The 23,268-nt window shown below is 55.1% G+C and carries 24 protein-coding genes; 21 read left to right on the top strand and 3 right to left on the bottom strand.

Features of this window, described 5'->3' with window-relative positions:
• Positions 1-29: 29 nt before the first annotated feature.
• The 8 genes from pyrR to L2W58_RS00895 are packed head-to-tail and all read left to right on the top strand — an operon-like array spanning position 30 to position 6,290.
• Positions 30-584, top strand: a complete 555-nt coding sequence (pyrR, locus tag L2W58_RS00860) for a bifunctional pyr operon transcriptional regulator/uracil phosphoribosyltransferase PyrR (RefSeq protein ID WP_338033049.1) — start codon at positions 30-32, stop codon at positions 582-584.
• Positions 581-1,501 carry an aspartate carbamoyltransferase catalytic subunit gene (locus L2W58_RS00865; RefSeq protein ID WP_236101070.1) on the top strand — a complete coding sequence of 307 codons (921 nt, stop codon included), beginning with the start codon at positions 581-583 and terminating at the stop codon, positions 1,499-1,501. The genes pyrR and L2W58_RS00865 overlap by 4 nt, the downstream gene beginning before the upstream one ends.
• Positions 1,498-2,427, top strand: coding sequence for an amidohydrolase family protein (locus tag L2W58_RS00870; RefSeq protein WP_236101071.1), 930 nt, complete (start codon positions 1,498-1,500; stop codon positions 2,425-2,427). Before L2W58_RS00865 ends, L2W58_RS00870 begins: the two co-directional genes overlap by 4 nt.
• A 31-nt stretch (positions 2,428-2,458) precedes the next feature.
• Complete coding sequence (locus L2W58_RS00875) at positions 2,459-3,205, top strand: iron-sulfur cluster-binding protein (protein ID WP_236101072.1); 747 nt, start codon at positions 2,459-2,461, stop codon at positions 3,203-3,205.
• Positions 3,198-4,112, top strand: coding sequence for a dihydroorotate dehydrogenase (locus L2W58_RS00880; RefSeq protein ID WP_236101073.1), 915 nt, complete (start codon positions 3,198-3,200; stop codon positions 4,110-4,112). The genes L2W58_RS00875 and L2W58_RS00880 overlap by 8 nt, the downstream gene beginning before the upstream one ends.
• A gap of 29 nt (positions 4,113-4,141) precedes the next feature.
• Positions 4,142-4,855, top strand: coding sequence for an orotidine-5'-phosphate decarboxylase (pyrF, locus tag L2W58_RS00885; RefSeq protein ID WP_236101075.1), 714 nt, complete (start codon positions 4,142-4,144; stop codon positions 4,853-4,855).
• Positions 4,852-5,427 (top strand): orotate phosphoribosyltransferase, encoded by a 576-nt coding sequence (gene pyrE / locus L2W58_RS00890; protein WP_236101076.1) that lies wholly within the window; start codon positions 4,852-4,854, stop codon positions 5,425-5,427. The genes pyrF and pyrE overlap by 4 nt, the downstream gene beginning before the upstream one ends.
• Before the next feature lie 8 nt (positions 5,428-5,435).
• Entirely contained in the window at positions 5,436-6,290 is an 855-nt protein-coding gene (locus tag L2W58_RS00895; protein WP_236101078.1) for a hypothetical protein, read from the top strand.
• Positions 6,291-6,323: 33 nt separating this feature from the next.
• Here L2W58_RS00895 and selD read toward each other — a convergent pair whose 3' ends face one another.
• A complete protein-coding gene (gene selD / locus L2W58_RS00900; RefSeq protein ID WP_236101079.1) occupies positions 6,324-7,361 on the bottom strand; it encodes a selenide, water dikinase SelD in 1,038 nt (345 codons plus the stop codon).
• Between the two features lie 150 nt (positions 7,362-7,511).
• Here selD and prfB point away from each other — a divergent pair.
• A protein-coding gene (gene prfB / locus L2W58_RS00905) for a peptide chain release factor 2 (protein WP_236101081.1) occupies positions 7,512-8,607 on the top strand; the annotation gives its coding sequence in 2 pieces (ribosomal slippage) (positions 7,512-7,583 and positions 7,585-8,607; 1,095 coding nt in all).
• Complete coding sequence (locus L2W58_RS00910) at positions 8,604-10,382, top strand: SpoIVB peptidase S55 domain-containing protein (RefSeq protein WP_236101082.1); 1,779 nt, start codon at positions 8,604-8,606, stop codon at positions 10,380-10,382. The genes prfB and L2W58_RS00910 overlap by 4 nt, the downstream gene beginning before the upstream one ends.
• 55 nt (positions 10,383-10,437) lie before the next feature.
• Here L2W58_RS00910 and L2W58_RS00915 read toward each other — a convergent pair whose 3' ends face one another.
• Entirely contained in the window at positions 10,438-11,847 is a 1,410-nt protein-coding gene (locus L2W58_RS00915; protein WP_236101083.1) for a zinc-binding metallopeptidase family protein, read from the bottom strand.
• A 42-nt stretch (positions 11,848-11,889) separates the two neighbouring features.
• Here L2W58_RS00915 and tmk point away from each other — a divergent pair, with 42 nt between their 5' ends.
• From tmk to L2W58_RS00960, 9 genes are all read left to right on the top strand, one after another.
• Entirely contained in the window at positions 11,890-12,531 is a 642-nt protein-coding gene (gene tmk / locus L2W58_RS00920) for a dTMP kinase (protein ID WP_236101084.1), read from the top strand.
• Entirely contained in the window at positions 12,519-12,953 is a 435-nt protein-coding gene (locus L2W58_RS00925; protein ID WP_236101085.1) for a DUF327 family protein, read from the top strand. The genes tmk and L2W58_RS00925 overlap by 13 nt, the downstream gene beginning before the upstream one ends.
• Entirely contained in the window at positions 12,929-13,693 is a 765-nt protein-coding gene (locus L2W58_RS00930; protein WP_236101086.1) for a hypothetical protein, read from the top strand. The genes L2W58_RS00925 and L2W58_RS00930 overlap by 25 nt, the downstream gene beginning before the upstream one ends.
• The gene (locus L2W58_RS00935) at positions 13,665-15,020 is read left to right on the top strand and encodes a PSP1 domain-containing protein (RefSeq protein WP_236101087.1); all 1,356 of its coding nucleotides are present in this window, start codon (positions 13,665-13,667) and stop codon (positions 15,018-15,020) included. The genes L2W58_RS00930 and L2W58_RS00935 overlap by 29 nt, the downstream gene beginning before the upstream one ends.
• Positions 15,020-15,955 carry a signal recognition particle-docking protein FtsY gene (ftsY, locus tag L2W58_RS00940; protein WP_236101089.1) on the top strand — a complete coding sequence of 312 codons (936 nt, stop codon included), beginning with the start codon at positions 15,020-15,022 and terminating at the stop codon, positions 15,953-15,955. The genes L2W58_RS00935 and ftsY overlap by 1 nt, the downstream gene beginning before the upstream one ends.
• Entirely contained in the window at positions 15,955-16,695 is a 741-nt protein-coding gene (locus L2W58_RS00945) for a hypothetical protein (protein ID WP_236101091.1), read from the top strand. Before ftsY ends, L2W58_RS00945 begins: the two co-directional genes overlap by 1 nt.
• Before the next feature lie 5 nt (positions 16,696-16,700).
• Positions 16,701-18,002 carry an adenylosuccinate lyase gene (gene purB / locus L2W58_RS00950; protein ID WP_236101092.1) on the top strand — a complete coding sequence of 434 codons (1,302 nt, stop codon included), beginning with the start codon at positions 16,701-16,703 and terminating at the stop codon, positions 18,000-18,002.
• Positions 18,003-18,019: 17 nt separating this feature from the next.
• Positions 18,020-19,033, top strand: a complete 1,014-nt coding sequence (glpX, locus tag L2W58_RS00955; protein ID WP_236101093.1) for a class II fructose-bisphosphatase — start codon at positions 18,020-18,022, stop codon at positions 19,031-19,033.
• A 79-nt stretch (positions 19,034-19,112) separates the two neighbouring features.
• Positions 19,113-19,310 carry a cold shock domain-containing protein gene (locus tag L2W58_RS00960; protein ID WP_005662254.1) on the top strand — a complete coding sequence of 66 codons (198 nt, stop codon included), beginning with the start codon at positions 19,113-19,115 and terminating at the stop codon, positions 19,308-19,310.
• Between the two features lie 68 nt (positions 19,311-19,378).
• Here the strand turns inward: L2W58_RS00960 and hypF are convergent, their stop codons facing one another.
• Positions 19,379-21,640 (bottom strand): carbamoyltransferase HypF, encoded by a 2,262-nt coding sequence (hypF, locus tag L2W58_RS00965; RefSeq protein ID WP_236101094.1) that lies wholly within the window; start codon positions 21,638-21,640, stop codon positions 19,379-19,381.
• A gap of 68 nt (positions 21,641-21,708) precedes the next feature.
• On the opposite strand from hypF, the gene L2W58_RS00970 reads away from it, so the two are divergent.
• A complete protein-coding gene (locus L2W58_RS00970) occupies positions 21,709-22,230 on the top strand; it encodes a cob(I)yrinic acid a,c-diamide adenosyltransferase (protein WP_236101095.1) in 522 nt (173 codons plus the stop codon).
• Positions 22,214-23,263, top strand: a complete 1,050-nt coding sequence (mnmA, locus tag L2W58_RS00975; RefSeq protein WP_236101096.1) for a tRNA 2-thiouridine(34) synthase MnmA — start codon at positions 22,214-22,216, stop codon at positions 23,261-23,263. The genes L2W58_RS00970 and mnmA overlap by 17 nt, the downstream gene beginning before the upstream one ends.
• Positions 23,264-23,268 lie beyond the last annotated feature (5 nt).

Consider the following 23,268-nt stretch of genomic DNA (forward strand, 5'->3'; position numbering starts at 1 on the left):
TCCAGTTCAGATTATGAGGAGGCGTAGCGGTGAAGCTGAGGGAAAAAGCTGTCGTCATGACCGCGGAGGACATGGAGAGGGTGCTCCGCAGGATCGCAAACGAGATCATCGAGCGCAACCGAGGGCTTCAGGATCTGGTCATCCTGGGCATACAGAGGAGAGGGGTCTATCTGGCTTCACGTATCAGAAAGATCCTTCTCGAATCGGAGGGAGTTAAACTCCCTAAGGGAGAACTGGATATAACCCTTTACAGGGACGATCTGGCCGTTTTGTCCGACGAGCCTATCGTTCACAGCACCTCCATACCGGTGGATGTCTCCGGCAAAACACTGGTTTTGGTCGACGATGTCCTGTTTACAGGTAGGACCATAAGGGCGGCTCTCGAGGCTCTGATGGACCTGGGGCGGCCGGGGGCTGTCCAGCTGGCTATCCTGGTGGACAGAGGGCACAGAGAACTTCCCATACAGCCGGATTTCCTTGGAAAGACGGTTCCCACCTCCAAGAGCGAGGTCGTGGAGGTTCGAGTCGAGGAGCTGGACGGAGAGGATCGGGTCCTGATATGCGAGAGGGAGGGCCTGTCATGAGCTGGTCCAGAAGAAATCTTTTCGACCTGGAGGACTGGGACCGTCGTGATTTCGAGGTGTTCCTGGAGTTGGCCTCGAAGCATAAGGCATCTCTCGACTCTCCGAAGAGAAGGGGAGAGATACTGAGGGGCCGAACAGTGGTGAACCTCTTTTTCGAGCCCTCCACCAGGACGAGAACGTCTTTCGAGATGGCCGAACAGTTTCTCGGAGCGGAGGTCATAAACTGGGCGTCTTCCGGATCCAGCCTGTCCAAGGGCGAGACCCTCAGGGACACGGCCTGGACCTTGAAGGCCATGGGGATCGACTCTATAGTGATGAGACACGGGATGGCAGGTTTCCCCATGTATCTGGGAAAGCTTCTGCCGGATGTCTCGATAATCAACGGGGGAGACGGTGCGAGGAGCCATCCCACCCAGGCCCTGTTGGACCTCCTTTCCGCTTACGAGAGATTGGGCGGCCTTGACGGAGTTAAAATGGTAGTCGCAGGTGACGTCAAGCACAGCAGGGTGGCCCGAAGCGTAGCCAAGGCCTTCAGGACCATGGGAGCCTCGATCTCCTTTTCCGGTCCCAGGTCACTCATGCCCAGCGATCTAGGGTCCTTCGGGGTATCCTACAGGGATAACGCTAAGAAGGCTATGCGTGAGGCTCGGATCGTCTATCTTTTGAGAATACAGAGAGAGCGCCAGGATCAGGGCTTATTTCCGTCCTTCGAGGAATATCACCGTTTTTTCGGCGCATCCAGGGAGGACATCTCGGAAGGTGCGGTCGTAATGCATCCCGGCCCTATCAACCGGGGCGTCGAGATAGCCTCGGATGTGGCGGATGGTCCCAACAGCCTGATCCTAGATCAGGTCAGGAGCGGGGTCGCAGCCAGGATGGCCGTCCTCGAACTCTGTCTCGGAGGTGAGGCGCTATGAGGGTTAAGGGTTTTGTGGATCTTTTCGTCAGAGGAAATTCCCGCTCTGTCGATAGGCTCTGCGTACTGGCGGGATCAGGAGGTTACGGAGCTTTAGGGGTCATAGCCAACCTAGAGGCTTCGGAATTAGACGGAGTTGCGATCGTCCCTGTGGTCGATGCGTTGAAGCCCGATGGCACCATGGCCAACATAAGGACCTCCCAGGAGCTTTTAGGGGCTGGTATGATATATGGAGGTCGAGCTCTAGGCGGAAACAGCGAGTTGCTTAGAAATGTCATGGCATATTGCTCCGGTCTTGGGTGCCGTCTGGCGCTGGTGCCGGACGAGGAGCCTCTGACCAGGGGAGCTCTGGTATCGGAGGGCAGGGCTTCCTCCGTATCCGGAATGAAGGGCTTCCCGGTGGTAGCCGAATCCATAGGCATATTCAGGGCGATGGAGATGGCAGGAGAATACGATCTCCCTCTTCATCTTCACGGTGTCTCCACCAGCAGGGGACTGGATATGGTGAGAGAGGCCAAGGCAAAAGGTTCCGACGTGACCTGTTCGGTGACATCTTTTTCCCTGTGTCTTACCGAGGAAGACCTTATCAAGTCTCGATGGGATCCGTATCTCAAGACGGAGATACCCCTGAGGTCCGATAGCGACAGAAAGGCCCTCTGGGAAGGGATCGAGGACGGAACGGTTGATGCGATCACCAGCGGTCATGTCCAGATATCTGAGGAGGACAAGATGGTTCCGTTTCCGGAGGCTCCCTTCGGTTTCGAGACCTTGCCCGATGCGGCTCTATCGCTTTTGAGAACTAGACGGAGCGAGTTTCCCGACGTCTCGGAAAAGAAGTTGCTCGGATGTCTCACCTCGGGCCCTGCCGGACTTCTCGGTCTTGAACATGAAGGAGATCTCTCGAGGATAGCGGATGGATACCTGTAGGTATTTTTGAAAAAATAATGGGGGTGGGGATATGAGCGGCAATGTCGACGATTTTCCCTGTAAGATAACGGCCAGAGAGATGGTAGGAGAGGATATATTGTCGATCAGGGTGAGGTGTCCCTCTATAGCCGAGTCCATCTATCCGGGGCAGTTCGTGCTCCTTAGGGATCCCTCCTGGGGGATGGACCCTCTATTGATGCGCCCCTTCGCCGTGTCGGCGGTACATGGAGAGGATCTTGAGTTGCTGATAAAGCTGATAGGGCGGGGAACTTCCCTTCTGGCGGAACGTTCCGTAGGCGACGATCTCGTGGTCAGAGGACCTATGGGACGTGGCTTTTCATCTCCGAAATCATCGCCTATATACGTAGCTGGAGCTTTGGGAGCCGCACCTCTTTTATTTGCCAGGCAGGTCTTCGGGGCGGGACGATTCGTCCTAGGGGTTCCCGGAGAGGGGTGGGGGCCGTTCGTGGACCATCTGGAAGCGAGGTGTCCCGAGATAGAGGTCTTCTCCGACGATGGCTCCATCGGAGTCAGGGGAACGGCTCTCGACGGTCTTGAAAAAGGGGAGTCCAGTCCGATATACGCCTGTGGGCCCATGGGAATGATGGCGGCTATGGTAAAACTGGAGCCTGTATCGTGTCAGGTAAGCCTGGAAAGTCGGATGGCCTGCGGAATCGGAGCTTGCTGTGGCTGCGTCATAGAGACGGTCCAAGGCAAGAGGCGCGTCTGTGCCGACGGCCCTGTCTTCAATTTGGAGGAGGTCGTATGGAATGCTTGATCTTTCGGTGAATATCGGATCGGTGCCCCTTAGATCTCCTGTGATAATAGCCTCCGGTACGTGGGGTTATGACGAATCTCTTTGGAGAGAGGACCTTCTCCGTCATGTCGGAGCCGTCTGTTCAAAGGCCATAACCGAATCGCCTAAAGACGGCAACCCCGGCCATAGAATATGGGAAACCCCCTGCGGCTTGTTGAACAGCATAGGTCTTCAAAACACCGGAATAGATGATTTCGTCGACGAAAAGGTTCCCAAGCTCAAATCTTACGGCGTTCCTATAATAGCCAACGTGTCCATGGAGGACGAGATAGGCCTCGTCCGAATGGTGGAACGACTGGTGGAGGTGGCGGACTGCGTGGACGCCATCGAGCTTAACGTGTCCTGTCCCAACGTGGACAAGGGGTGTATGTCATGGGGGGTAAGTCCTGTCCTGACGTCTCAGGCGGTGTCTATGGTACGGGAGATCTGGAAAGGGCCTCTATGGGTCAAGATGACCCCTCAAGCCCCCGATCCGGAGGGTGTGGCCAGAGCCGCCGAGGATTCCGGCGCTGATGCATTGGTCGTGGCAAATACATGGCTGGGCATGGCTATAGACGTCGACGGCAAAAAAGCGGTCTTCGACAGGGTGGTAGCGGGATTTTCCGGACCGGCGGTCTTCCCGATGGCCCTTCGCCTCGTATGGCAGGTCTCTGCAGCCGTGTCCATTCCGGTCATAGGCTGCGGCGGAGTCTCCTCCGGTCGCGATCTTCTGTCCATGATAATGGCCGGAGCTACCGCCGTAGAGCTTGGCACCGGGATGTTCAGGGATATTCGTCTTCCCGAGAATATCCTCAGAGAAGTGAAGGCCTATATGACCAAGGAAAAAGTAGAGGATTTGAGATCTCTTGTAGGAATCGCCAAAAGGTAGGCGACGATTTGGAACGAGGAGGAATTTTTATGCACCGAGACGACGAGCTTCCCCTGATAATGGCCCTGGACCTCGAGACCCTGGCGGATGCCAGAAAGACGTTGAATCTAGTGAGGGGGAAACTTGATTACGTAAAGATAGGTCCGAGACTTTTCGCCCTCGGGGGAGTCCATTTCGTAAAGGAGATGGTGGACTATGGCTTCAAGGTCTTCCTCGATCTCAAACTCCACGACATACCTAACACCATACGTCTAGCGGTGGAGGCTTTCGGAGGGATAGGACTTTGGTCCCTGACTCTGCACGCGGCGGGAGGTCGAAGGATGCTGGAGGAAGCTGTGGCTGCAAGGGATAGAATGGGTTCCTCTATGAAACTTTTCGGTATCTCGGTGCTGACCAGCTTCAACGAAGAGGTCTGGTCGGAGGCGACCCCTGGTTGTCCCATGGAAGAGGCCTTGAGGCAGAGGGCATGGCTGTGCGACGACTCCGGACTCGACGGAGTGGTCTGCTCTCCTCTGGACCTTCCGGTGATAAAAGACAGAGTCAGCCCCGGACTTCTCAAGGTGGTTCCCGGGGTCAGACTGACCTCTCTGGGAGACGACCAGACCAGGATAGCCACTCCCTGCCAGGCTATAAAGAACGGTGCGGACTACGTAGTGATGGGACGTCCAATATACAAGGCGGACGACATAGAATCGGCCATGAACGTTATAGGGGATTCAATAAGAGAGGGGCTCAAGGGATGAGTCAGATAAGGGATAAACTTGAGGAGCTGATGGTGGCGTCCGGAGCGTATCTGAAGGGGCATTTCCTCCTGACATCCGGCAAGCACAGCGGCCATTATATGCAGTGCGCTATGATGCTTCGTTTTCCCGATAAGGCGGAGTTCGCCGGTCGTAGCATAGCCGAGACGCTGAAGGGAAAGTCCATCGATTTTGTCGCGTCTCCTGCTATCGGAGGGCTCATAATAGGGCACGAGGTAGCTAAAGCCCTCGGTGTTCCCTTTATCTTCTGCGAGAGGGAAAACGGAAAGATGTCACTCAGGAGGTTCCCTGTTCCTGTCGGAGAGCGGTTCGTGGTGGTGGAGGACGTCATCACCACCGGAGGCTCCGCTGCCGAGGTGGGAAAGTGCCTCTCAGAGGCTGGCTGCGAGTGGGTGGATACCGCCTGCATAGTGGACAGAAGCGGAGGAATGCACTGCTTCGATAGGGATCCCGTATCTTTATGGAAGGTCTCCTTTCCCGTGTACGATCCGGACGAATGTCCCCTCTGCTCGGACGGCAGCAAACCTTACAAACCGGGCAGTCGTCAGGTCTGATTTGTGTCATGATTTCTAAGACGACCATCGGGCCGAGGGCGAGGGGTTTCGCTCTCGCCCTCGCCGTCTTTTTTTTAGCCGAGAGCCCGTCCTTTTCCGCTTCTCCCTGGAAACTTGCCGTCACCGATCCCTGTCTGGCCTCCATGGCGTCCTTTTTGGGGGGGGTAAACCTTTCCGTAGTGCCTCTCTCCGGTTGGGACGACGGGAAATTTGTCCGGTACAGGATAAAGAGGGACGATATGCCGGATAGGGCCCTGTGTCTGGACAGGTCGGACGGTAAAAAATATGGGCTATCACTGGAATCTGCCGGAGTAGCCGTCCTCTACAGCGATTTTCCCGCCGACCGTCCCACAGAAGAGATCTTCTCCGATCCGGCCTCTCTGCCTTTCATGGGACAGAGAGTTTTGGTAGCCATAGCCGACCTTGATCCCGATGGCTACAGTTACTACCAGCGTCGCCTGGCGGAGTTTCAGAGTAGGCTGGACAGCACGGTGTCTATGGGGAGACAGCTTTTGAGAGGTGCCAGGGTCCTCAGTCTCTCCGGATCCTCTGACTTGCTTTTCTCTGCGGCCGGATGCGTGGTGGAATCTCCTACGGGGGACATGGTGTCTCAACTTGCCGGGATCCTTCCGGCAAAAAAAGACAGCGGAAAGAAAGACCTAGTCAAGATCTTGACCTCATGGAAGGAAGGATACGATGCGGTGTTGGTCGACCATCTATCCGATCCAACTCTGATAGATGTCGCTTGCAAAATCTCCGGGTTCGTATGGATGGATCCATTGACGGCGGAGACCGATCCGGTCGAGGTTTTGAACGACCGGTATCTTGCCCTGTGGAACGTCCTCAGATCCAAGGAAAAATGAGAGCTTCCCGGACCAGTCCGGGAAGCTCTCGGTTTAAACTATCTGGATTCTTCCGTCTCCTTCTTTGAAACGTCCTATGACCGTGGCCTTCTCGAAGCCGTTTTCTATTGCCAGCTCCATAAGCTCCTCACTTTTATCGGGAGGTACGGTCAGGAGAAGCCCTCCGCTGGTCTGAGGATCGAAGAGGAAATCTGCTTTTTCGCCCATCGAATCCAGTCCGTCCACCCTTCCCTCGTAAAGGGATCTGTTGGTGTATGCTCCTGCGGGAAGAAGTCCCATGGAGGCCAGATTCAGGGCACCGTCCATCAGAGGCAATTTTTCAGATTCCAGTTCCAGATTTACCTTTTTGCTCGAAAGCATATCTAGGCAGTGACCGGCCAGTCCGAAGCCGGTGACATCGGTGCAGCTCTTGATGGTTTTTCTCATCGATCGAGGCATCTTCAGTGGCAGATCGTTCAATTTGCTCATCCACTTCGTAGCGTCTTGGGCCCATGCAGGGTCGTCCACCATATCTGCCTTTACCGCGGTTGCTATTATGCCGCTTCCCAGGGGTTTGGTCAGTATGAGCAGGTCCCCCGGGTTCGCTCCGGTCGTCTTCCAGAGGGAGTCTCTTTCCACCTCTCCGAAAACACAGAGCCCGTACTTGGGCTCTTCGTCCTCTACACTGTGTCCCCCCATGAGGAAGGCACCAGAGTCGATTACCTTCGAGTAACCTCCTTCCATTACACCCTTTAGGGTATCCAGGGGAAGACAGTTTATGGGGAAGGCGACGATGTTGAGGGCTACGAAAGGTCTGCCCCCCATGGCGAATACGTCGCTTATGGCGTTGGCCGCCGCTATCTCTCCCCAGGCTTTGGGATCGTCCACCACGGGGGTTATGAAATCCAGTGTGAGTATACCGACCCTATTCTCGTCTATCTCCCAAAGAGCAGCGTCCTCTCCGCAGTCCCAGGTCGTTATAAGACGGTCGTCTTCGGGGACTGGAAAGGCCTTCAATACCTCGTTTAGGTCCGCCGGACCTATCTTTGCGGCTCAGCCGCTCGTCCTTGACATCTCGGTCAGTCGAGGCATGGAGACACCTCCTTTTTTATCGCTTATCTTCATGGTGATTATACATGAAAAGAAGTGATTTGTGTCCTCCGTCGTGCCCTATGCCGTACCTTAAGAGATGTTATAATGATGACCTTATCGATTTTATAAGTGAGAAACGGAGGACGGAAAGTGAATAATATATCCACATCCGCTGTATTGGAGGAACTTCAGGCTCTGCTGTCGGACCTGCAGGAAAGTCTTTGACCTGCCTTCATTAAGAGGCGAAACCGGCAGACTTCACGAGATAATGGCTTTGCCCGATTTCTGGGGAAGAGACGATGCCCAGCGAATATCCACCGATCTAGCCAGGCTGGAGAACAGGATCTCCTCTTGGGACAGGATGAGATCCGAGTATCAGGATCTGGTCGTCCTGGCGGAGCTTCTGGACGAGGAGGACGACCAGGAGTTGAAAGCGGAGTTTTCCTCCAGGTCCGAGAGCCTCTCCAGGTCGATGGAGGCTTTCAGCATGGAGCTTCTCCTGAACGGGGACTACGACGGTAACAACGCTATAATGACAGTCCATGCCGGTTCCGGAGGGCTGGACTCTCAGGACTGGGCGGAGATGCTATACAGGATGTACCTCCGTTGGTGTGAGTCCAATGACTATAAAACCAAGATCCTGGACTATCAGAGAGACGAGGAAGGTGGCATCAAAACGGTGACTTTGTTGGTCGAAGGCGATTTCGCCTACGGTTATCTCCAGTCGGAGGTGGGGGTTCATCGTTTGGTTCGCATATCTCCTTTCGATACCGCGAAAAGAAGACACACCAGTTTCGCCTCGGTAGATGTCGCTCCAGAGCTTCCTGACAACGTCGAGGTGGATATCAGGACCGAGGATCTGCGCGTAGACACCTTCCGGTCTAGTGGAGCAGGGGGTCAGCACGTCAATATGACCGATTCGGCGGTTCGCATAACCCATATCCCGACCGGTATAGTCGTATCCTGTCAGAACGAGCGATCTCAACATATGAACAAGGCGGTGGCGATGCAGGTGCTGAGGGGAAAACTATACGAGAGATCTATGTTGGAAAGACAGGATGCCCTGGATAGCCTCCATGACAAGAAGGAGATCTCATGGGGCAGCCAGATAAGGTCCTATGTTCTTCACCCCTACACCATGGTCAAGGATCATAGGACAGGCGAGGAGACGGGAAATGCCGCTGCGGTCCTGGACGGGGACCTGGAGCGGTTCATCCTGTCCTATCTCAGATGGAGAAAGAGATGAACCGCTTCTTCAGATATCTGTCTCTGTCTCTTGCCGTAGTCGCTCTATGGACAGCATCTCCTTCCACGGCAAACGTTACGTTTTCTCCGAATGTACCTACCATGGACGTCGAAGACGTGGTTCCCGGTCTTAAGGGAAGGGCCTACACCGTCGTCTCCGGGACTTCCGTGAAATCATTTCCCGTTACGGTGATAAGCGTGATTCCCCAGAGCGGATCCCCTTCTAATCTTGTTCTTATTCGGGCTGAGGGGCCGATAATCGAGGCCACCGGTGGAATCGCCGCCGGCATGAGCGGGAGCCCTGTCTTCATCGGTAAAAAACTGATAGGGGCCATTGGTTACGGATGGAACTTCAGCGATCACAGGCTTGGCTTGGTGACCCCGATAGATGATATGTGCCAGGTCTTCTCCTGGGAGGACATGGAGAGAAAGTTCGTGCCTCCCGTCGACTATCTATTAGAGACGAGCAAGGCTTCGTCGGATTTGGACCCCAAGGCGGAGAGGATGGTACTTTCCCTGTCAGGGATAGGAGGGCGATCTCGTCAGAGGTTGTCCGAATCCTTGGATATGCCTGTGGTATCGGCGGGATCTTCCTGGAGGGGGGCAGATACCGTGGAATACGGGGCCTCTCTGGTTCCAGGAAGCGCTATAGGGGTGCTTCTGGTATGGGGGGATGTCACCCTAGGTGCCACCGGAACCCTTTCCGCCTTGGCGGACGACGGTCGTTTCCTGGCCTTCGGCCATCCGTTCATCTCCAACGGGGCGGTGGCCTATCCAGTGACCAAGGCCTGGATACACCACGTCATACCGAGCGTCGAAGCACCCTTCAAGATCGGCTCATTCGGTCCCATAATAGGAACTGTGACCCAAGATAGACCTCAGGCCATTGGAGGACAGGTGGGCTCCTTTGCGCCTGCTCTGGATCTTTCTCTCCGTTTTCACGACAGAGATCAGGGGAAGAGGGAGATACGCCGTTTCAGAGCGGTCCCTGAGCCGTTTTTGGTCTCCAGAGCCGTTCCTGCCGTGTTCATGGGGTTGACCGACGGTCTCTGGGGCAGAAAAGGAGCGGGCACAGCCAAGTTGACCGTAACCTTCGAGGGAGGAGGGCTCCCGAGAGGTTGGACCTACACAAATTACCTGTTCTCTCCGTCCGATATAGTGGAGACAATGTCCAAGGAGGTCGAGGGGTTGGTGTCCACGGTGGCCTTGAATCCCTTCAGAGAGCTTCTGCCCCTGGGGGTCCATTTTGCGGTGGATGTTACCAGAGATCCCCGTATCCTATATGTCGACTCCATAAGACTGGACGGCGATACCTACAGCCCGGGGGACACCGTCACTGTATCGGTCGATCTAAGACCCTACAGAGGCAAATCCAGGACCAGAGAGTTCTCCCTTATAGTTCCGGAAAAAGCAGTCGGTTCATGCAGGGTAGCCGTCAGGGGCGGCGGTCTGGGAGAGCCCGACGGCGGTGAGATGGGGGATATGGATCGCTCGATATCCAGCCTTCCCGAGCTGTTAGGCGAGTTGGACGATAGGGAGAGGAATAACGAGGTCGTGATAGAGTTGATCTATCAGGACATGGGGGCCGAGATGCCCGAGGACTTCCGTTCTCCCCGGTCGCTGGAGTTCCCCGGCGAGATAAGACGGCGTAAGATAAAAGAGGGCTCGATGAGGGTCTATCGTTCGGATTATTATGTCGACGGAAGTCTTCAGAAAAGCTTCGTTGTGGTTCCTGAAGGCAAGGAAGGCGAAGGAGTTTCTAAGGAAACGGAGTAAGCGCAGAGAGAGGATGGCCGAAACGATCTTTCGTCATCCTCTCTCTGCTTGGAATCTATGTGGAAGGTCGAGATGCGTGTTCTAAATCGCTCCACAGCGCTATGTAGGACCGATATAGCGTCTCTACGTCGGCAACGCTGGCTATCTCCATAGGGGCGTGCATCGATAGGAGCGTCGGTCCCATATCCAACGTGTCCATCCCGGTCCTGGCCAGATATTTTGCGATGGTTCCTCCTCCGGCTTTATCCACCGTTCCGAAGCTGCCCGTCTGCCATGGAATCTCCGCTCTATCCAGGCAGGCTACCACCGACGCCACGAATTCGCCTCGTGCCTCGTTGCCGTCGTATTTTCCGCCGCTTCCGGTGAACTTGACCATCCCCACGCCGTTTCCTATGAGAGCCTGTTGATCTCTGACGTAGTTCTTCTTGTAGAGGGGGTTCATCCCGGAGGTCACGTCGGCGCTTATTGCACAGCTTTCCGAGTAGAGTCTTCTTAGGGAGAGAATATCCGATCTGTTCTCCGCAGATCGAAGGAGCTCCAGGAGGAATAGATCTAAAAAGGTTCCCTGGATTCCACCTATGCTTTCGCTGCCTATTTCCTCCCTGTCGACAGCTACGAAGACAGCTGTTTTATCAGGAGTCTCCATATCGCAGAAGGCCTTGTAGGACATGGAAGTACAGATCCTGTCGTCCAGTCCGTAGGCCGAAACCATCGACTTGTCCAGCCCTGCGAACCTAGCCGGTCCCGCCGGTACGAGGGCTAGATCGGCGGACAGAAAGTCCTGCTCTTCCATGGAGAACCGATCCTTTAAAAGAGACAGTATGCTCTCTTTGATCGGATTCTCCATCTCGTCGTCCTCTATAGGGCGATGGCCGACTATGGCGTCGAGGTCCTCGCCCACGACCGTCTCCGACGCCTTCCTCTTCGCCATATCCCTGTCCACGTGGGGTTCCAGGTCCGGTATCATGAGGATCGGTTCGAACGCATCCTCTCCTATGACGATGTGTTCGGAGGTTCCGTTACCTCTGTGGATCTCTCCGTGTAAGGCCAGAGGGACGTTAGTCCATTGATATTTTTTCAAACCTCCGTAATAATGGCAGTCGAGAAGGGCCAAGTTGCCTTCCTCGTAAAGAGGGCGACTTTTTACGTCGACCCTGGGAGAATCTATATGGGATGCAATTACCGTGACTCCCGAGGACAGGCCTTTTCTGCCTATCTTAGCTGCGAGAAGAGCCCGTCCTTTCCAGTTCATGTGAACCGTATCGCCCGGTTTTAGAGAGGGCGTCTCTCTTACCTCCTTGGATCCTTTTCTTTCGAGATCCGATTGGAGCCACCGTACCCACTCCCTCTCGGTCTTATAGGCGGTTACTGTGTCCATAAGAAATCTTAGGGATTCTGTCATGTCGACCTTGCCGTATCGGGTCCAGCTTTTGGTGCGGTCTTTTTTCGTTTTTTTGTCGGTCATGATGATCCTCCTTTTCTTTTTTATGAGAAACGAGGGTATTATATGCGACAATTGTCTTTAGCGCATCGTTCGGGGTTGTTCATATCTCTGGAAGGTATCGATGGCTGTGGGAAATCGACCCAGGCCATGTTGTTGAGAGATCACCTGGAGGAACGAGGGCGTTCCGTGGTCCTTACCAAGGAGCCTGGAGACTGGTCCCACGGCGGGGAGATCAGGCGTATACTCCTCGACGGGGATCTCCGTCACGAGCACACCGAGCTTTTCCTGTTCATGGCGGACAGATGCGAGCATCTTCTGCAGGTAGTGATTCCCGCCCTGGATAGAGGCGACATAGTCATATGCGACAGATACACCGACTCCACCCTGGCATATCAGTGTTTCGGAAGGGGGCTGGATCTGCCCTTCGTGGAGGGGCTTTTCGATTGGAGTAGGTTCCCCGTTCCCGACATGACCATCTGGATAGACGTTCCGCTTTCCTGTTCTCTGGGTAGAATCAGCTCGAGAGGAAAACTCGATCGCATAGAGGAGGACTCCGCTTTTCTCGATAGAGTTCGGTTCGGTTTTCAGTCGCTGAGTGAGAGCTATGAGGATAGAATTATAAGGATCGACGGAGAGGGAGAGGAACACGTCGTCTTTTCCCGCTTGATGGAGTCCTTGGAGGGGTTGATTCCTTGGCAGCTATAAATAGAATTTCCGGGGACCGTTCCGGTGGAGTGGAAGTTCCTCTGAAGGGCGACGGCCGGGCTGTTTCCTCATCAGGTGGAAGAGGCAGCTCCTTCGATCAGACTGTCCAGGTCATGGAGCTCGAGGCGCTTTTCAAGGAGCTCGAGGACGTAGGGACGAAGCTCTCCAGCGTTCCATCTACGGTTATCATGTCCAGATATAGGGAATTGGTAAGGCAACTTTTGGACAGGGCCCTTAAGGGCGTGAGGCTCCGAAGGGACCTAAAGTGGCGTAGAGGGGATAAAAGGGGTTTCCTGGTAGTCGAGCAGACCGACGCCTGGTTGGAGGAGCTGGAACAGGTGCTTTTCAGGGAGAACAATCGCACCAGAGCTCTCAGACTTATGGAGGATATAAAGGGATGTCTGATCTCTCTTCTTTTCTAGATTCCAGCGCTGCCTGGGGAGAAATGGAATCCACCTTGAAGAGGGGGATGCTGCCGTCCGCTCTGGCCATGGTAGCTCCTCAATCTCTGCATACATCTCTTTTGAGAAAGGCCGCCGAATTGTGGCTTTGCGACGATCTGAGCGGATGCGGGAGCTGTCATTCCTGCCTCTCATGGTCCGAGGACGGACACCCGGATCTCATCGTCGCCTCCGAGGAAGGTGCGCCTTCGGTGGACCAATGTCGTAGAATGTCGGAGGAGCTGTCCCTGCGTCCCGTGGTGGCCTCCAGAAGGATAGCGGTGATTCCCGACGCCGACAGGATGTCGCTCAACTCCGCCAACAGTCTTTTGAAGATAACGGAAGAACCGCCTGAATCGGGACACCTGTTTTTCCTGCTGGGAGAGGACCATATGATACCTACCCTGAGGAGCCGGGTCTGGACCCTTCGTTTTTCACCGAAGGACCTGCTTAAATCGGTGTCCTTGCCGTCGGGAAAGGGAGAATGGATCAACTGGTTGGGCAAAACTGCTCGTCTTGACAGGGGAGACCTGCTCCTGGAGCTGGAGGGTATGTCGAGAAAACTGGTCGAAGAGAGCAGGTTCAGAGCGGCGTCCGCCGTAGATCAGTTGATATTCATGGCGGAGCGGACCCATCTGTCTACGGCCATGATAGGGGATTTGGCTTTTTTATCTATCGAGGAGGAGTATCCTTTTGAGCGTATATTTGACGGTATTTGGTAAGCCCAGATATCTGGGCATAATGGAAGTCGACTCCCCCGTCTTGGTTCCGGGGGAGCCTGTGGTGATAGAGACTATGAGAGGCGTCGAGACCGCCACAGTAGGAGGTCCGATCTCGGAAGAGCAAACGGAGCTCTACAGAAAGGCCAACGAGAACAGCCCCAAGGACGGGGCACAGGGAGGGGAGCCGGGACTCCAGACCGTGGCTTTCGTGGCACAGGCGTCGGAGGATGATATCGTGGCGGATCAGGAAAACCGTCTGGACGAGGAAGACGTTCTTTTCAAGGCCAAACAGCTCCTGGGGGAACATGATCTGGCGATGAAGATAGTAGATGTGGAGTATCTTCTGGACAGAAAAAAACTCTTTTTCTACTTTACCGCCGAGCAGAGGATAGACTTCAGGGCCTATGTCCGCGATCTTGCCAGGGAATTTAGAACCAGGATAGAGCTTCGTCAGATAGGCGTAAGAGACGAGGCCAAGGTAGTGAGAGGGATCGCCCCCTGCGGAAAGCCCTGTTGCTGTAGCTACTGGCTGCACAGCTTCCTTCCCATCGGTATCAAGATGGTCAAGGAGCAGAACCTCGCTTTGAACCCTACCAAGATATCCGGACTTTGCGGAAGGCTGATGTGCTGTATGAGCTACGAACATCATGTCTACAGGGATCTTTGGAAGAAACTTCCCAATCCCGGCAGCAAAATACGGAGTTCCAGAGGCACCTTTATACTGGTAGGGGTGGATATAGATGGAGAAAACGCCCTTATGAGAACCCCTGAGGGAGCCCACGTTCCCATATCGGTGGAACGTTTTGCCGATTTTAAGGAAGCGGTGATGGCAGGAGAGGACTGGCAGCCCTTCGTAGCGGTTTCGGACCAGGAGGAAGAGAAGCCTCCGATCGAGCCGATGTTTGCCATGTCGACCTCCACTAAGTCGGTCCGGAAGGACAAGGACGAGCCCTCGAAAAGGGAAGTGCGCTCCGGTTCATCGGAGAAACCGTCTGGGAAAGGGGCTTCTGGAGACGACGGCCCTTCGGATAAGCCGAGAAGCTCCAGCAGCAGGAGGAGAAGGAGAAAGAAAAAGAAACCCTCGGTGCCATCTGGAGAAAAGACGACCGATAAGTCTCAAAGTCAAAAGCCCCCCAAGGATAAGGTCAAACAGGGAGATCCTGAAACCAAGAATGGAGGAAGGGAACAGAACTCCCCGGAAAAGGGAGACTCCAAACCCAAGCCCAAGCGTCGCAGGAGAAGAAAGAAACCTGGCAATAATAAAAATGTTGATAAAAACGTCAAAAAGGACGGAAACGACGTCTCCAAGGGAGGTACCACGGACTGATGGCTTTTTTCAAGGGCATTGCTTCCAAGTTGGCCAACGTCAGGGAAAAATGGAGCGAGGGGGTCGCCTCTCTCTTTTCCGGCAAGTTGGACGACGAGTTCTGGGAGGAGCTTACGGATCGTCTTATCGCCGGAGACGTAGGTGTAGAGCTTTCCGAGAAGTTGTCCGAAGAGCTTAAGGAAGCTTCTCGTAGAGAGGGAATAAAAGAACCGGAGCCCCTTCTGATTCGTTTCAAGGAGATGCTTTCCTCCCGCCTTGAGTCGGTTCCAATGATGGGAAAGCCTCTTTCTCCCGGATCGGGACTCTCGGTCGTGGTCATGGTAGGGGTCAACGGCAGCGGCAAGACCACTACCACGGGAAAACTGGCTCAGCAGTTGGTGTCTCAGGGTAAAAAAGTGGTGCTCGCAGCTGCGGACACATTCAGGGCGGCTGCCTCGGAGCAGCTTCACGTCTGGGGTGACCGTATAGGTATAAGGGTGATATCCCAGCATCAGGGCAGCGACGCCGGAGCCGTGGCATACGACGCCATAAACGCCGCTAAAGCGTCCGATGCCGATGTGGTCATAGTCGATACGGCCGGAAGGCTACAGGCGAAGCACAACCTCATGGAGGAGCTAAGGAAGGTCTATCGGGTCATCACAAAGGAGGTCCCGGCAGAAAGGATCGAATCCCTCCTGGTGTTGGACGCCGTCATGGGACAAAACGCGTTTCGGCAGGCCGAGGTCTTCAACGAGGTAACCCCTCTTACCGGAGTGGTACTGGCAAAATACGACAATACCGCCAAGGGAGGGATCGTCTTGGCCATCGCGGACAAGCTTAAACTTCCCATCAGATACGTCGGTCTTGGCGAGGCAATAGAGGACCTGGCTCCTTTCGTTCCGTCCGAGTTCGTCGACGCCCTTCTCAGATCCTCCGATGGATCAGGAGAGGAATGATGGAGGTGTCTGTCGAATATGGCACCGGCGTGCCGGTGGACGAGCTTCTCAGAAAACTTTATAGCTTGAGGATAGATTGGGTCGTCATAGAGAAAAAGAAAAAAAAGGTCGTTCTCCACAAAGAACGTCTCATCTCCTTCATGGGTATGGGGCTGGGCGATTCGCCAGTAGAAGAGGTTTTGAAGGGTAAGCGATTCTCTTCATTCGAGGACATTCCTCAGGGTGAAAAAGTCCTTTTTCTCGACGATAAGGGCGGCAGGATAGAGGGGTTCTATCGGGAACCTCCGGATGCGCCTGTCACACCTCCCTGGTGGTCCGTTCCTCTGCCAATAGTGAAGATAGACGGTGGTACCGAGTTGAACGAAAAGGCGGCGGCTCTCTTCGGTCGGCTGTCCCTCACCGCGAAAGAGATAAAATCCCTCGGAGAAAAAGGGGAGGCTCTTCTGTCCAAGGGGAAGAAACGACTATACCTTTCCGAAATAGAGGGGCCTTACTACCTGGCCGAGGACGTCAGCGGCGAGATCTCCATGGCGGAGGATATCGGATGGTGGGCCGCCGTAGGGCGGGCCTTGGCGGAAAGGCTTCGTCGTGAGGGCAAAGATTTGGTCAGAAGGGATCGTATGAGCCAGGCGGAGGCCGACAACGAACTGTTGCCCTGTCGGTGGGAAAACGATCTGTTAGGATATCTGGAGATAAAGGACGGAGGAACCGCCGGTTCCCCGTCGACGGGAGATGAATAGCTGTTATGATCGGTCGTTATGAGACTGAGGATATGCGCGGGATATGGTCCTTGGAAAACCAGTATAGAAGCTGGATGGAGGTAGAACTGGCGGTCTGTAAGGCCTGGTGCGATCTGGGAGTCATTCCGAAAGACGCACTTGAGGAGATCGAGACGAAAAGCGATTTCGACGTGGACAGGATCGCCGCTATAGAGGCGGAGGTTCATCACGATGTCATAGCCTTCGTGACGGATATGGCCTCACAGGTAGGTCCTAGCGGCAGGTACATCCATCTTGGACTCACCAGCAGCGACGTACTCGACACAGCCAGCGCCCTGAGACTGAGACAGGCTCTGGATGTCGTGGTGAAGCAACTGGACTCGCTTTGCGATGCCGTGTGGAAACTGGCCGACGGGCATCGTCATACCCCCTGTGTAGGAAGATCTCACGGCATCCATGCCGAGCCTACGACTTTCGGTCTCAAGGTATTGAACTGGTACTCGGAGCTTATGAGGGATAGGGAGAGACTTATCTCCGCCAGGGAGAATATCGGCTACGGAAAGCTTTCCGGAGCCGTGGGAACCTTCGCCCATAGTTCCCCTGAGTTCGAGGAGAAGGTCTGCGCTTCCCTCTATCTGAAGGCCGATCCGGTGTCGACCCAGGTGGTCCAGAGGGATAGGCACGCTCAGGTCTCCTACGCTCTGTCGAGCTTGGGCTGCGCCATGGAGAGGATCTCCACCGAGATACGCCATCTTCAGAGGACCGAGGTATTGGAGGTTCTCGAACCCTTCGGCAGCAAGCAGAAGGGCTCCTCCGCCATGCCTCACAAGAAAAACCCCATACTCTGCGAGAGGATAACCGGCATGTCCCGTCTCCTCAGATCCTATCATCTTGCCGCCCTCGAGAACGTGGCCCTGTGGCACGAGAGAGACATAAGCCATTCTTCGGTGGAGCGTATCGCCTGGCCCGACTCGTTTCATCTGGTCCATTATATGGAAAAACTTCTACAGAGGGTAGTATTAGGGCTCACGGTGAAGGCCGACAACATGAGACGCAATCTCGACCTTACCAAAGGACTTGTCTTCAGTCAGAGGGTGCTGCTGCAGTTGGTCGAGCGTTTTGGTCTGAGCAGAGAGGCGGCCTACTCGGTGGTCCAGTCGAACGCCATGAGGTGCTGGGATGGGGAGGGTGCCTTCATCGATCTTCTCTGGAAAGACGAGAGGATCAATGGAGCTCTCGAAAGGGAGGAGTTGGAGGAGTTATTCTCCGAGGACTATTATTTCCGTCACGTCGATTCGGTGTTCGATAGATTCCCCAGTAGGGAATAATTCGGGAGGTCTTACATATGGTTGTCGATTCTCGCTGCGATAAAACCCCTGACCGCAACATGGCTCTTGAGTTCTGTCGGGGGACCGAAGCCGCCGCCATGGCGGCGGGGCGTTGGATGGGACGGGGGGACAAAAACTCCGCCGACGGTGCCGCCGTCAACGCCATGAGGTATATGCTCAACACCATCCACATGGACGGAATAGTCGTCATCGGTGAGGGGGAAAAGGACGAGGCCCCCATGCTGTTCAACGGAGAAAAACTCGGTACCGGCGACGGCCCTCAGGTGGACATAGCGGTCGATCCCATAGACGGGACCAGACTCACCGCATTGGGACTGAGCGGCGCAATCAGCGTGGTGGCCATAGCCCCAAGAGGGACGATGTTCGATCCCAAGTGCGTTTTTTACATGGACAAGCTGGTGGTCGGCCCGGAGGCCAAGGACATGGTGGACATAGAGGCCCCCGTGGCGGAGAACATAAACAGGGTGGCGAAAGCCAAGAAAAAAGACGTATGCGACGTGACAGTAGTCGTTTTGGATCGCCCTAGACACACGGATCTCATCGCGGAGATAAGGGAGGCAGGCGCGAGGATAAAGCTCATTCCCGACGGAGATATCGGGGGAGCTCTCCTGACCTGCAAGAGCGAACGTGGGGCCGACATGCTGATGGGCATCGGAGGAACCCCCGAGGCGGTCATAACGGCCTGTGCCGTGAAGGCCCTTGGTGGAGGGATGCAGGGCAAGCTTTGGACTCGAACGGAGGACGAGAAAAACTGTGCCATAGGCCAGGGACTTGATTTTTCCAAGGTCCTGTCCCTTGACGACCTGGTCTCCAGCGACGACGTCTTTTTCTCCGCTACCGGCATCACCGACGGGGACTTTCTGACCGGCGTACGTTACGAGAGCGAGAGGATCAAGACCAGCTCTCTCGTCATGAGGTCCAAAAGCGGAACGGTAAGATACGTAGAGGCGATTCATCGCCCTAAAAAGCTTGACGCTATCAGCGGTATCGATTATAAAGATTGTAGGTAGGGGACGACGAATAGCAGTCGCTCCTGAGGAACTTGCAACGTTCGTCGCAGGTGTACACCCATTTTAGGAGGCACAAGTAATGAAAGGCACAGTCAAATGGTTCAACGGCACCAAGGGGTACGGTTTTATCACCACCGAAGAGGGGAACGATGTGTTCGTCCACTTCAGCGCGATTCAGATGGATGGGTACAAAACCCTTGAAGAGAACGACGTGGTCGAGTTTGAGATCACCAACGGTGAGAAGGGCCCCCAGGCGTCGAACGTTACCAGAGCGTAACTAGTCTCTACAGCCCTGAAAACCACAACGGAGGACGGCCCAATGGGCCGCCCTCCGTTTTTTAGTTCTCAAATCCGCCATCGCCATCCGGCGATTGCCGCCTGACCTACCGACACGGACTCGTCGTTAGGGGAAAGCCTTCGGTGGGTCAATACACAGAATCCTCGGTCCTCAAGTCTGGGCACAGTCTGCCTCAAAAGCATCCGATTTTGCCATACCCCGCCGGACAGGGCGACCCTCTTTACCCCGGTATCCTTCGCTATTTTCGTGCATATCTCCGATATTGACTTGGCCAAAGATGCGTGGAATGCCGATCCGCCCTGGGTCACGGTGGGTTTCTCCTCCATCAGCCACCTTATGAAGGGACGCCAGTCCAGAATGATCCCCTCTGCGTCGTTCCATATGTCCATATCGACGGGAACCTCGTCGGTATAGGAAGCCTGGGCCTCAAGCTCCATGGCGGCCTGTCCGTCGTAGCTTACTCTGTCTCTGCCGCCGAGAATCGCCGATACTCCGTCGAAAAGCCTGCCGCAGGAGGAGGTTGAGGGGGATGACTTCATGGTTTTCAGTATGATTTTCGCTTTCTCGGCTCGTTCCGGCCACATACGGCTGACTTCCTTCGTAGCCTCTTTTTTCCCTAGGGCCTCTGTCAGTAAAGACAGGGAGTAGCGCCAGGGCTCCAACACCGAACGGTCTCCTCCCGGAAGTCCGGCTGTCATAAAATGGCCCAGTCTTCTGTAGCCGGACCAGTCTCCCAGTAGAAATTCCCCTCCCCAGATCGTGCCGTCCGATCCGTATCCCGTTCCGTCCATTATGACCCCTATGGTAGGCTCGTTTATGTCGTGTTCCGCCAGACAGGCGGCCAGATGGGCATGATGATGTTGAACCGCCATGGATCTCTCCACCTCGCCCAGCGCCCTCAAGGCGGTCTGAGTCGATAGATACAGAGGATGCATGTCGTGTGCTAACGCCTTGGGCCGTATGTTGTAGAGCTCTGTGAAATGGTCCAAGGTCTGACGATAGTATTCCAGGGTATCCATCTGTTTGGCGTCTCCGAGATATTGACTCGGGAAGATCAACCCCTCCTGGGTCAGGGAGAAGGTGCTCTTCATCTCCGCTCCTGCTGCTAGTATGTGTGGCATGGATATGGATAGGTCGATCGGGTTGGGGACGTAGCCTCTGCCCCTTCTGAGCATCACGGTTCTATCCCCCGAAAGGGCGACAAGAGAGTCGTCCACCTTCATGCATATATCCCTGTTATGCATCAGAAAGCCGTCGGCCACGTTAGCGAGTCGGGATAGGGCCTCCTCGTTATCCGATATGAGAGGCGAATCGGTGGGGTTCGCGCTGGTCATCACGAGAGCCCCCATTCCCTCCACTATCAGATGATGAAGCGGTGTGTAGGGTAGCATTATCCCGACGCTGTTTTGGCCCGGAGCCACCGATTCCGCTACGGAGCCGGGCTTTTTCTCACACAGAACGATGGGACGCCTGGACGACGTCAGGAGAGCTGCTTCCTCATCCGATATGAGGGCTATCTCCTTGGCGGAATCCAGGCTCTCCGCCATTATCGCAAGAGGCTTGTCCGGGCGCCTCTTTCTCTCCCTGAGGGTGGATACCGGATCGTCCTCGAAGGGGTCGCAGGCAAGATGGAAACCTCCGAGACCCTTTATCGCCACCACCTTTCCCGCCTTCAGGTATTCCCTGCATCGACCGATGCCGTCTTCCCCGAGAGAGGTTTCTCCTCCTTCGGTTTGAAACCATACGGAAGGGCCGCAGTCGGCGCAGGCGTTGGGCTGAGCGTGATATCTTCGGTTTCCCTGATCGGTGTACTCGCCGTTGCACCTGTCGCACATGGGGAATACGGACATGGTAGTCTTGGGCCGGTCGTAGGGGAGCCCCGATACTATGGAGAACCGTGGCCCGCAGTCGGTGCAGTTTATGAAGGGGTAACGGTATCTTCTGTCCGATGGATCCCTCATCTCCGCCAGACATCTGTCGCAGGTGCCTATGTCGGGAGGGATCAAAACCCTCTGTCTCTCGGTTCTCCGGCTTTTGCCTATTACGAAAGGTCCGGGAGAGTCTCCGTCCGTCTCTCTCTCCGAGATTATCGTTATGGAATGGATGTCCGCCGGATCGGGCTTGGTGTCCTTAAGATCTTTGATATAGTTGTCTATGGACCTCTCCGTTCCTCTGAGGACGATAACCACGCCGTCGGAGCTGTTTATCACCGATCCTCCGAGTCCCAGAGAAGAGGCCAACTTCGCGCAAAAAGGACGAAAACCGACGCCCTGGACGACGCCGGTGACGAGAATTTCTTTTTCCGTCAACTTGATCCCTCCGTTCAGTGGCATTTTACTACTTTATGTGAAACAGTGGTGTGGAAGGAGATTTAACCGTGAGAGACAGAGGATTGATGCACGTATACTACGGTACCGGAAAGGGAAAGACCACCGCGGCCCTGGGATTAGCTATAAGGGCCTTGGGTGCTGGCTTTTCCGTCGGGATTGTGCAGTTTATGAAGGGTTACCCCTATTCGGAGGTCGCGCTGTTGGAGAAGCTAAATGGCCTGGAGCTGGTTCAGACCGGTCGTCCCGATTACGTCTACAAGGGAGAGGAGACCGACGAGGATCTAAGAGAGGCCGCCAGAGGAATGGAGGCAGCCAGGCGGTTCATCTACGAGGAAATTCGAGACCTGGTCATACTGGACGAGGTCTCGGTTGCCCTGGATTACGGTCTTCTGAAGGAGGGCGACCTGCTGGAACTTATCGACAACCGTTCGGAATCGGTGGAACTGGTGGTCACCGGTCGGTATCCATCGGAGGCGATACTGGAGAGAGGGGACTATCTGTCGGAGATAGTCTCCCGTCGTCATCCCTACGACAGAGGAGTTCTGTCCAGAAATGGCATCGACCACTGATCGCAGGGTCCTTCTGGGAGTCAGCGGCGGCGTCGACAGCTGCGCCGCCGCTCTGTTGCTCAGAAGGTCCGGATACGAACCTATCGGGGTCCGGCTTATCCTCAAGGAAAAGGAGGATCGGCTGGACGAGGCCAGGTTGAAGGGGCTTGACTCGCTGGGGATACCGGTGGTGGAGGTAGACGGCAGAAAAGCTTTTCGATCCTCCGTGGTGGAGCCCTTTCTGGAGGCCTACGAGAGGGGTACCACTCCCAACCCCTGCGTGCTCTGCAACGAGAGGGTCAAGTTCAGGCTCCTCTTCGAAGAGGCCGATCGAAGAGAAATCCACCTGGTCGGAACGGGACATTACGCCGGGATAACCCCCTATCGCGGCGATTCGGCCATAATCAGGGCCGAGATAGGGGGGAAGGATCAGAGCTATATGCTCTATCGACTTCCGTCAGAGTGGCTCGATCGTCTGATCTTTCCTCTGGAAAAATTGTCCAAACCGGAGGTTCGGGATCTGGTCTTCCGCGAGTTCGACGACGAGGAACTGAGATCCGGCGATAGCCAGGACATCTGTTTCATCCCGGGATCGCTTGACTCCTTTCTGGACGAGAATTTGAGGGAGGAGGCTGGCCCGGGGCCCATGATCTCACTTTACGGAGACGTGCTGGGCCGTCATAGAGGGTTGTGCCGTTACACCGAAGGACAGAGAAAGGGGCTGGGGCTGGGAGGAGGCCCATGGTTTGTCGTGAGGAAGGACAGGGCCGAAAACGCCCTGATACTGGGCAGAGAGGCGGATACCTCCGTTGTCAGAATAGGATTTTCTATGCTAAAATGGCAACATAAAGTAAATGAAGGATCGGTTTACATGATTCAACATCGTTATCGCTCCGCACCGGTCCCGGCGGTTTTATCCAGGTTAAATCAGGGCTATGCGGAGGTCCTGTTGGAAAAACCGGCAAAAGGAGTAGCGCCGGGGCAATCCTTGGTGCTTTACGATGGCCCCTGTCTGTTGGGTGGTGGAATCATAGATAGGGTATACAGCCGATAAAGGAG

The organism is Dethiosulfovibrio faecalis (genome assembly GCF_021568795.1).
Classification (GTDB): Bacteria; Synergistota; Synergistia; order Synergistales; family Dethiosulfovibrionaceae; genus Dethiosulfovibrio; species Dethiosulfovibrio faecalis.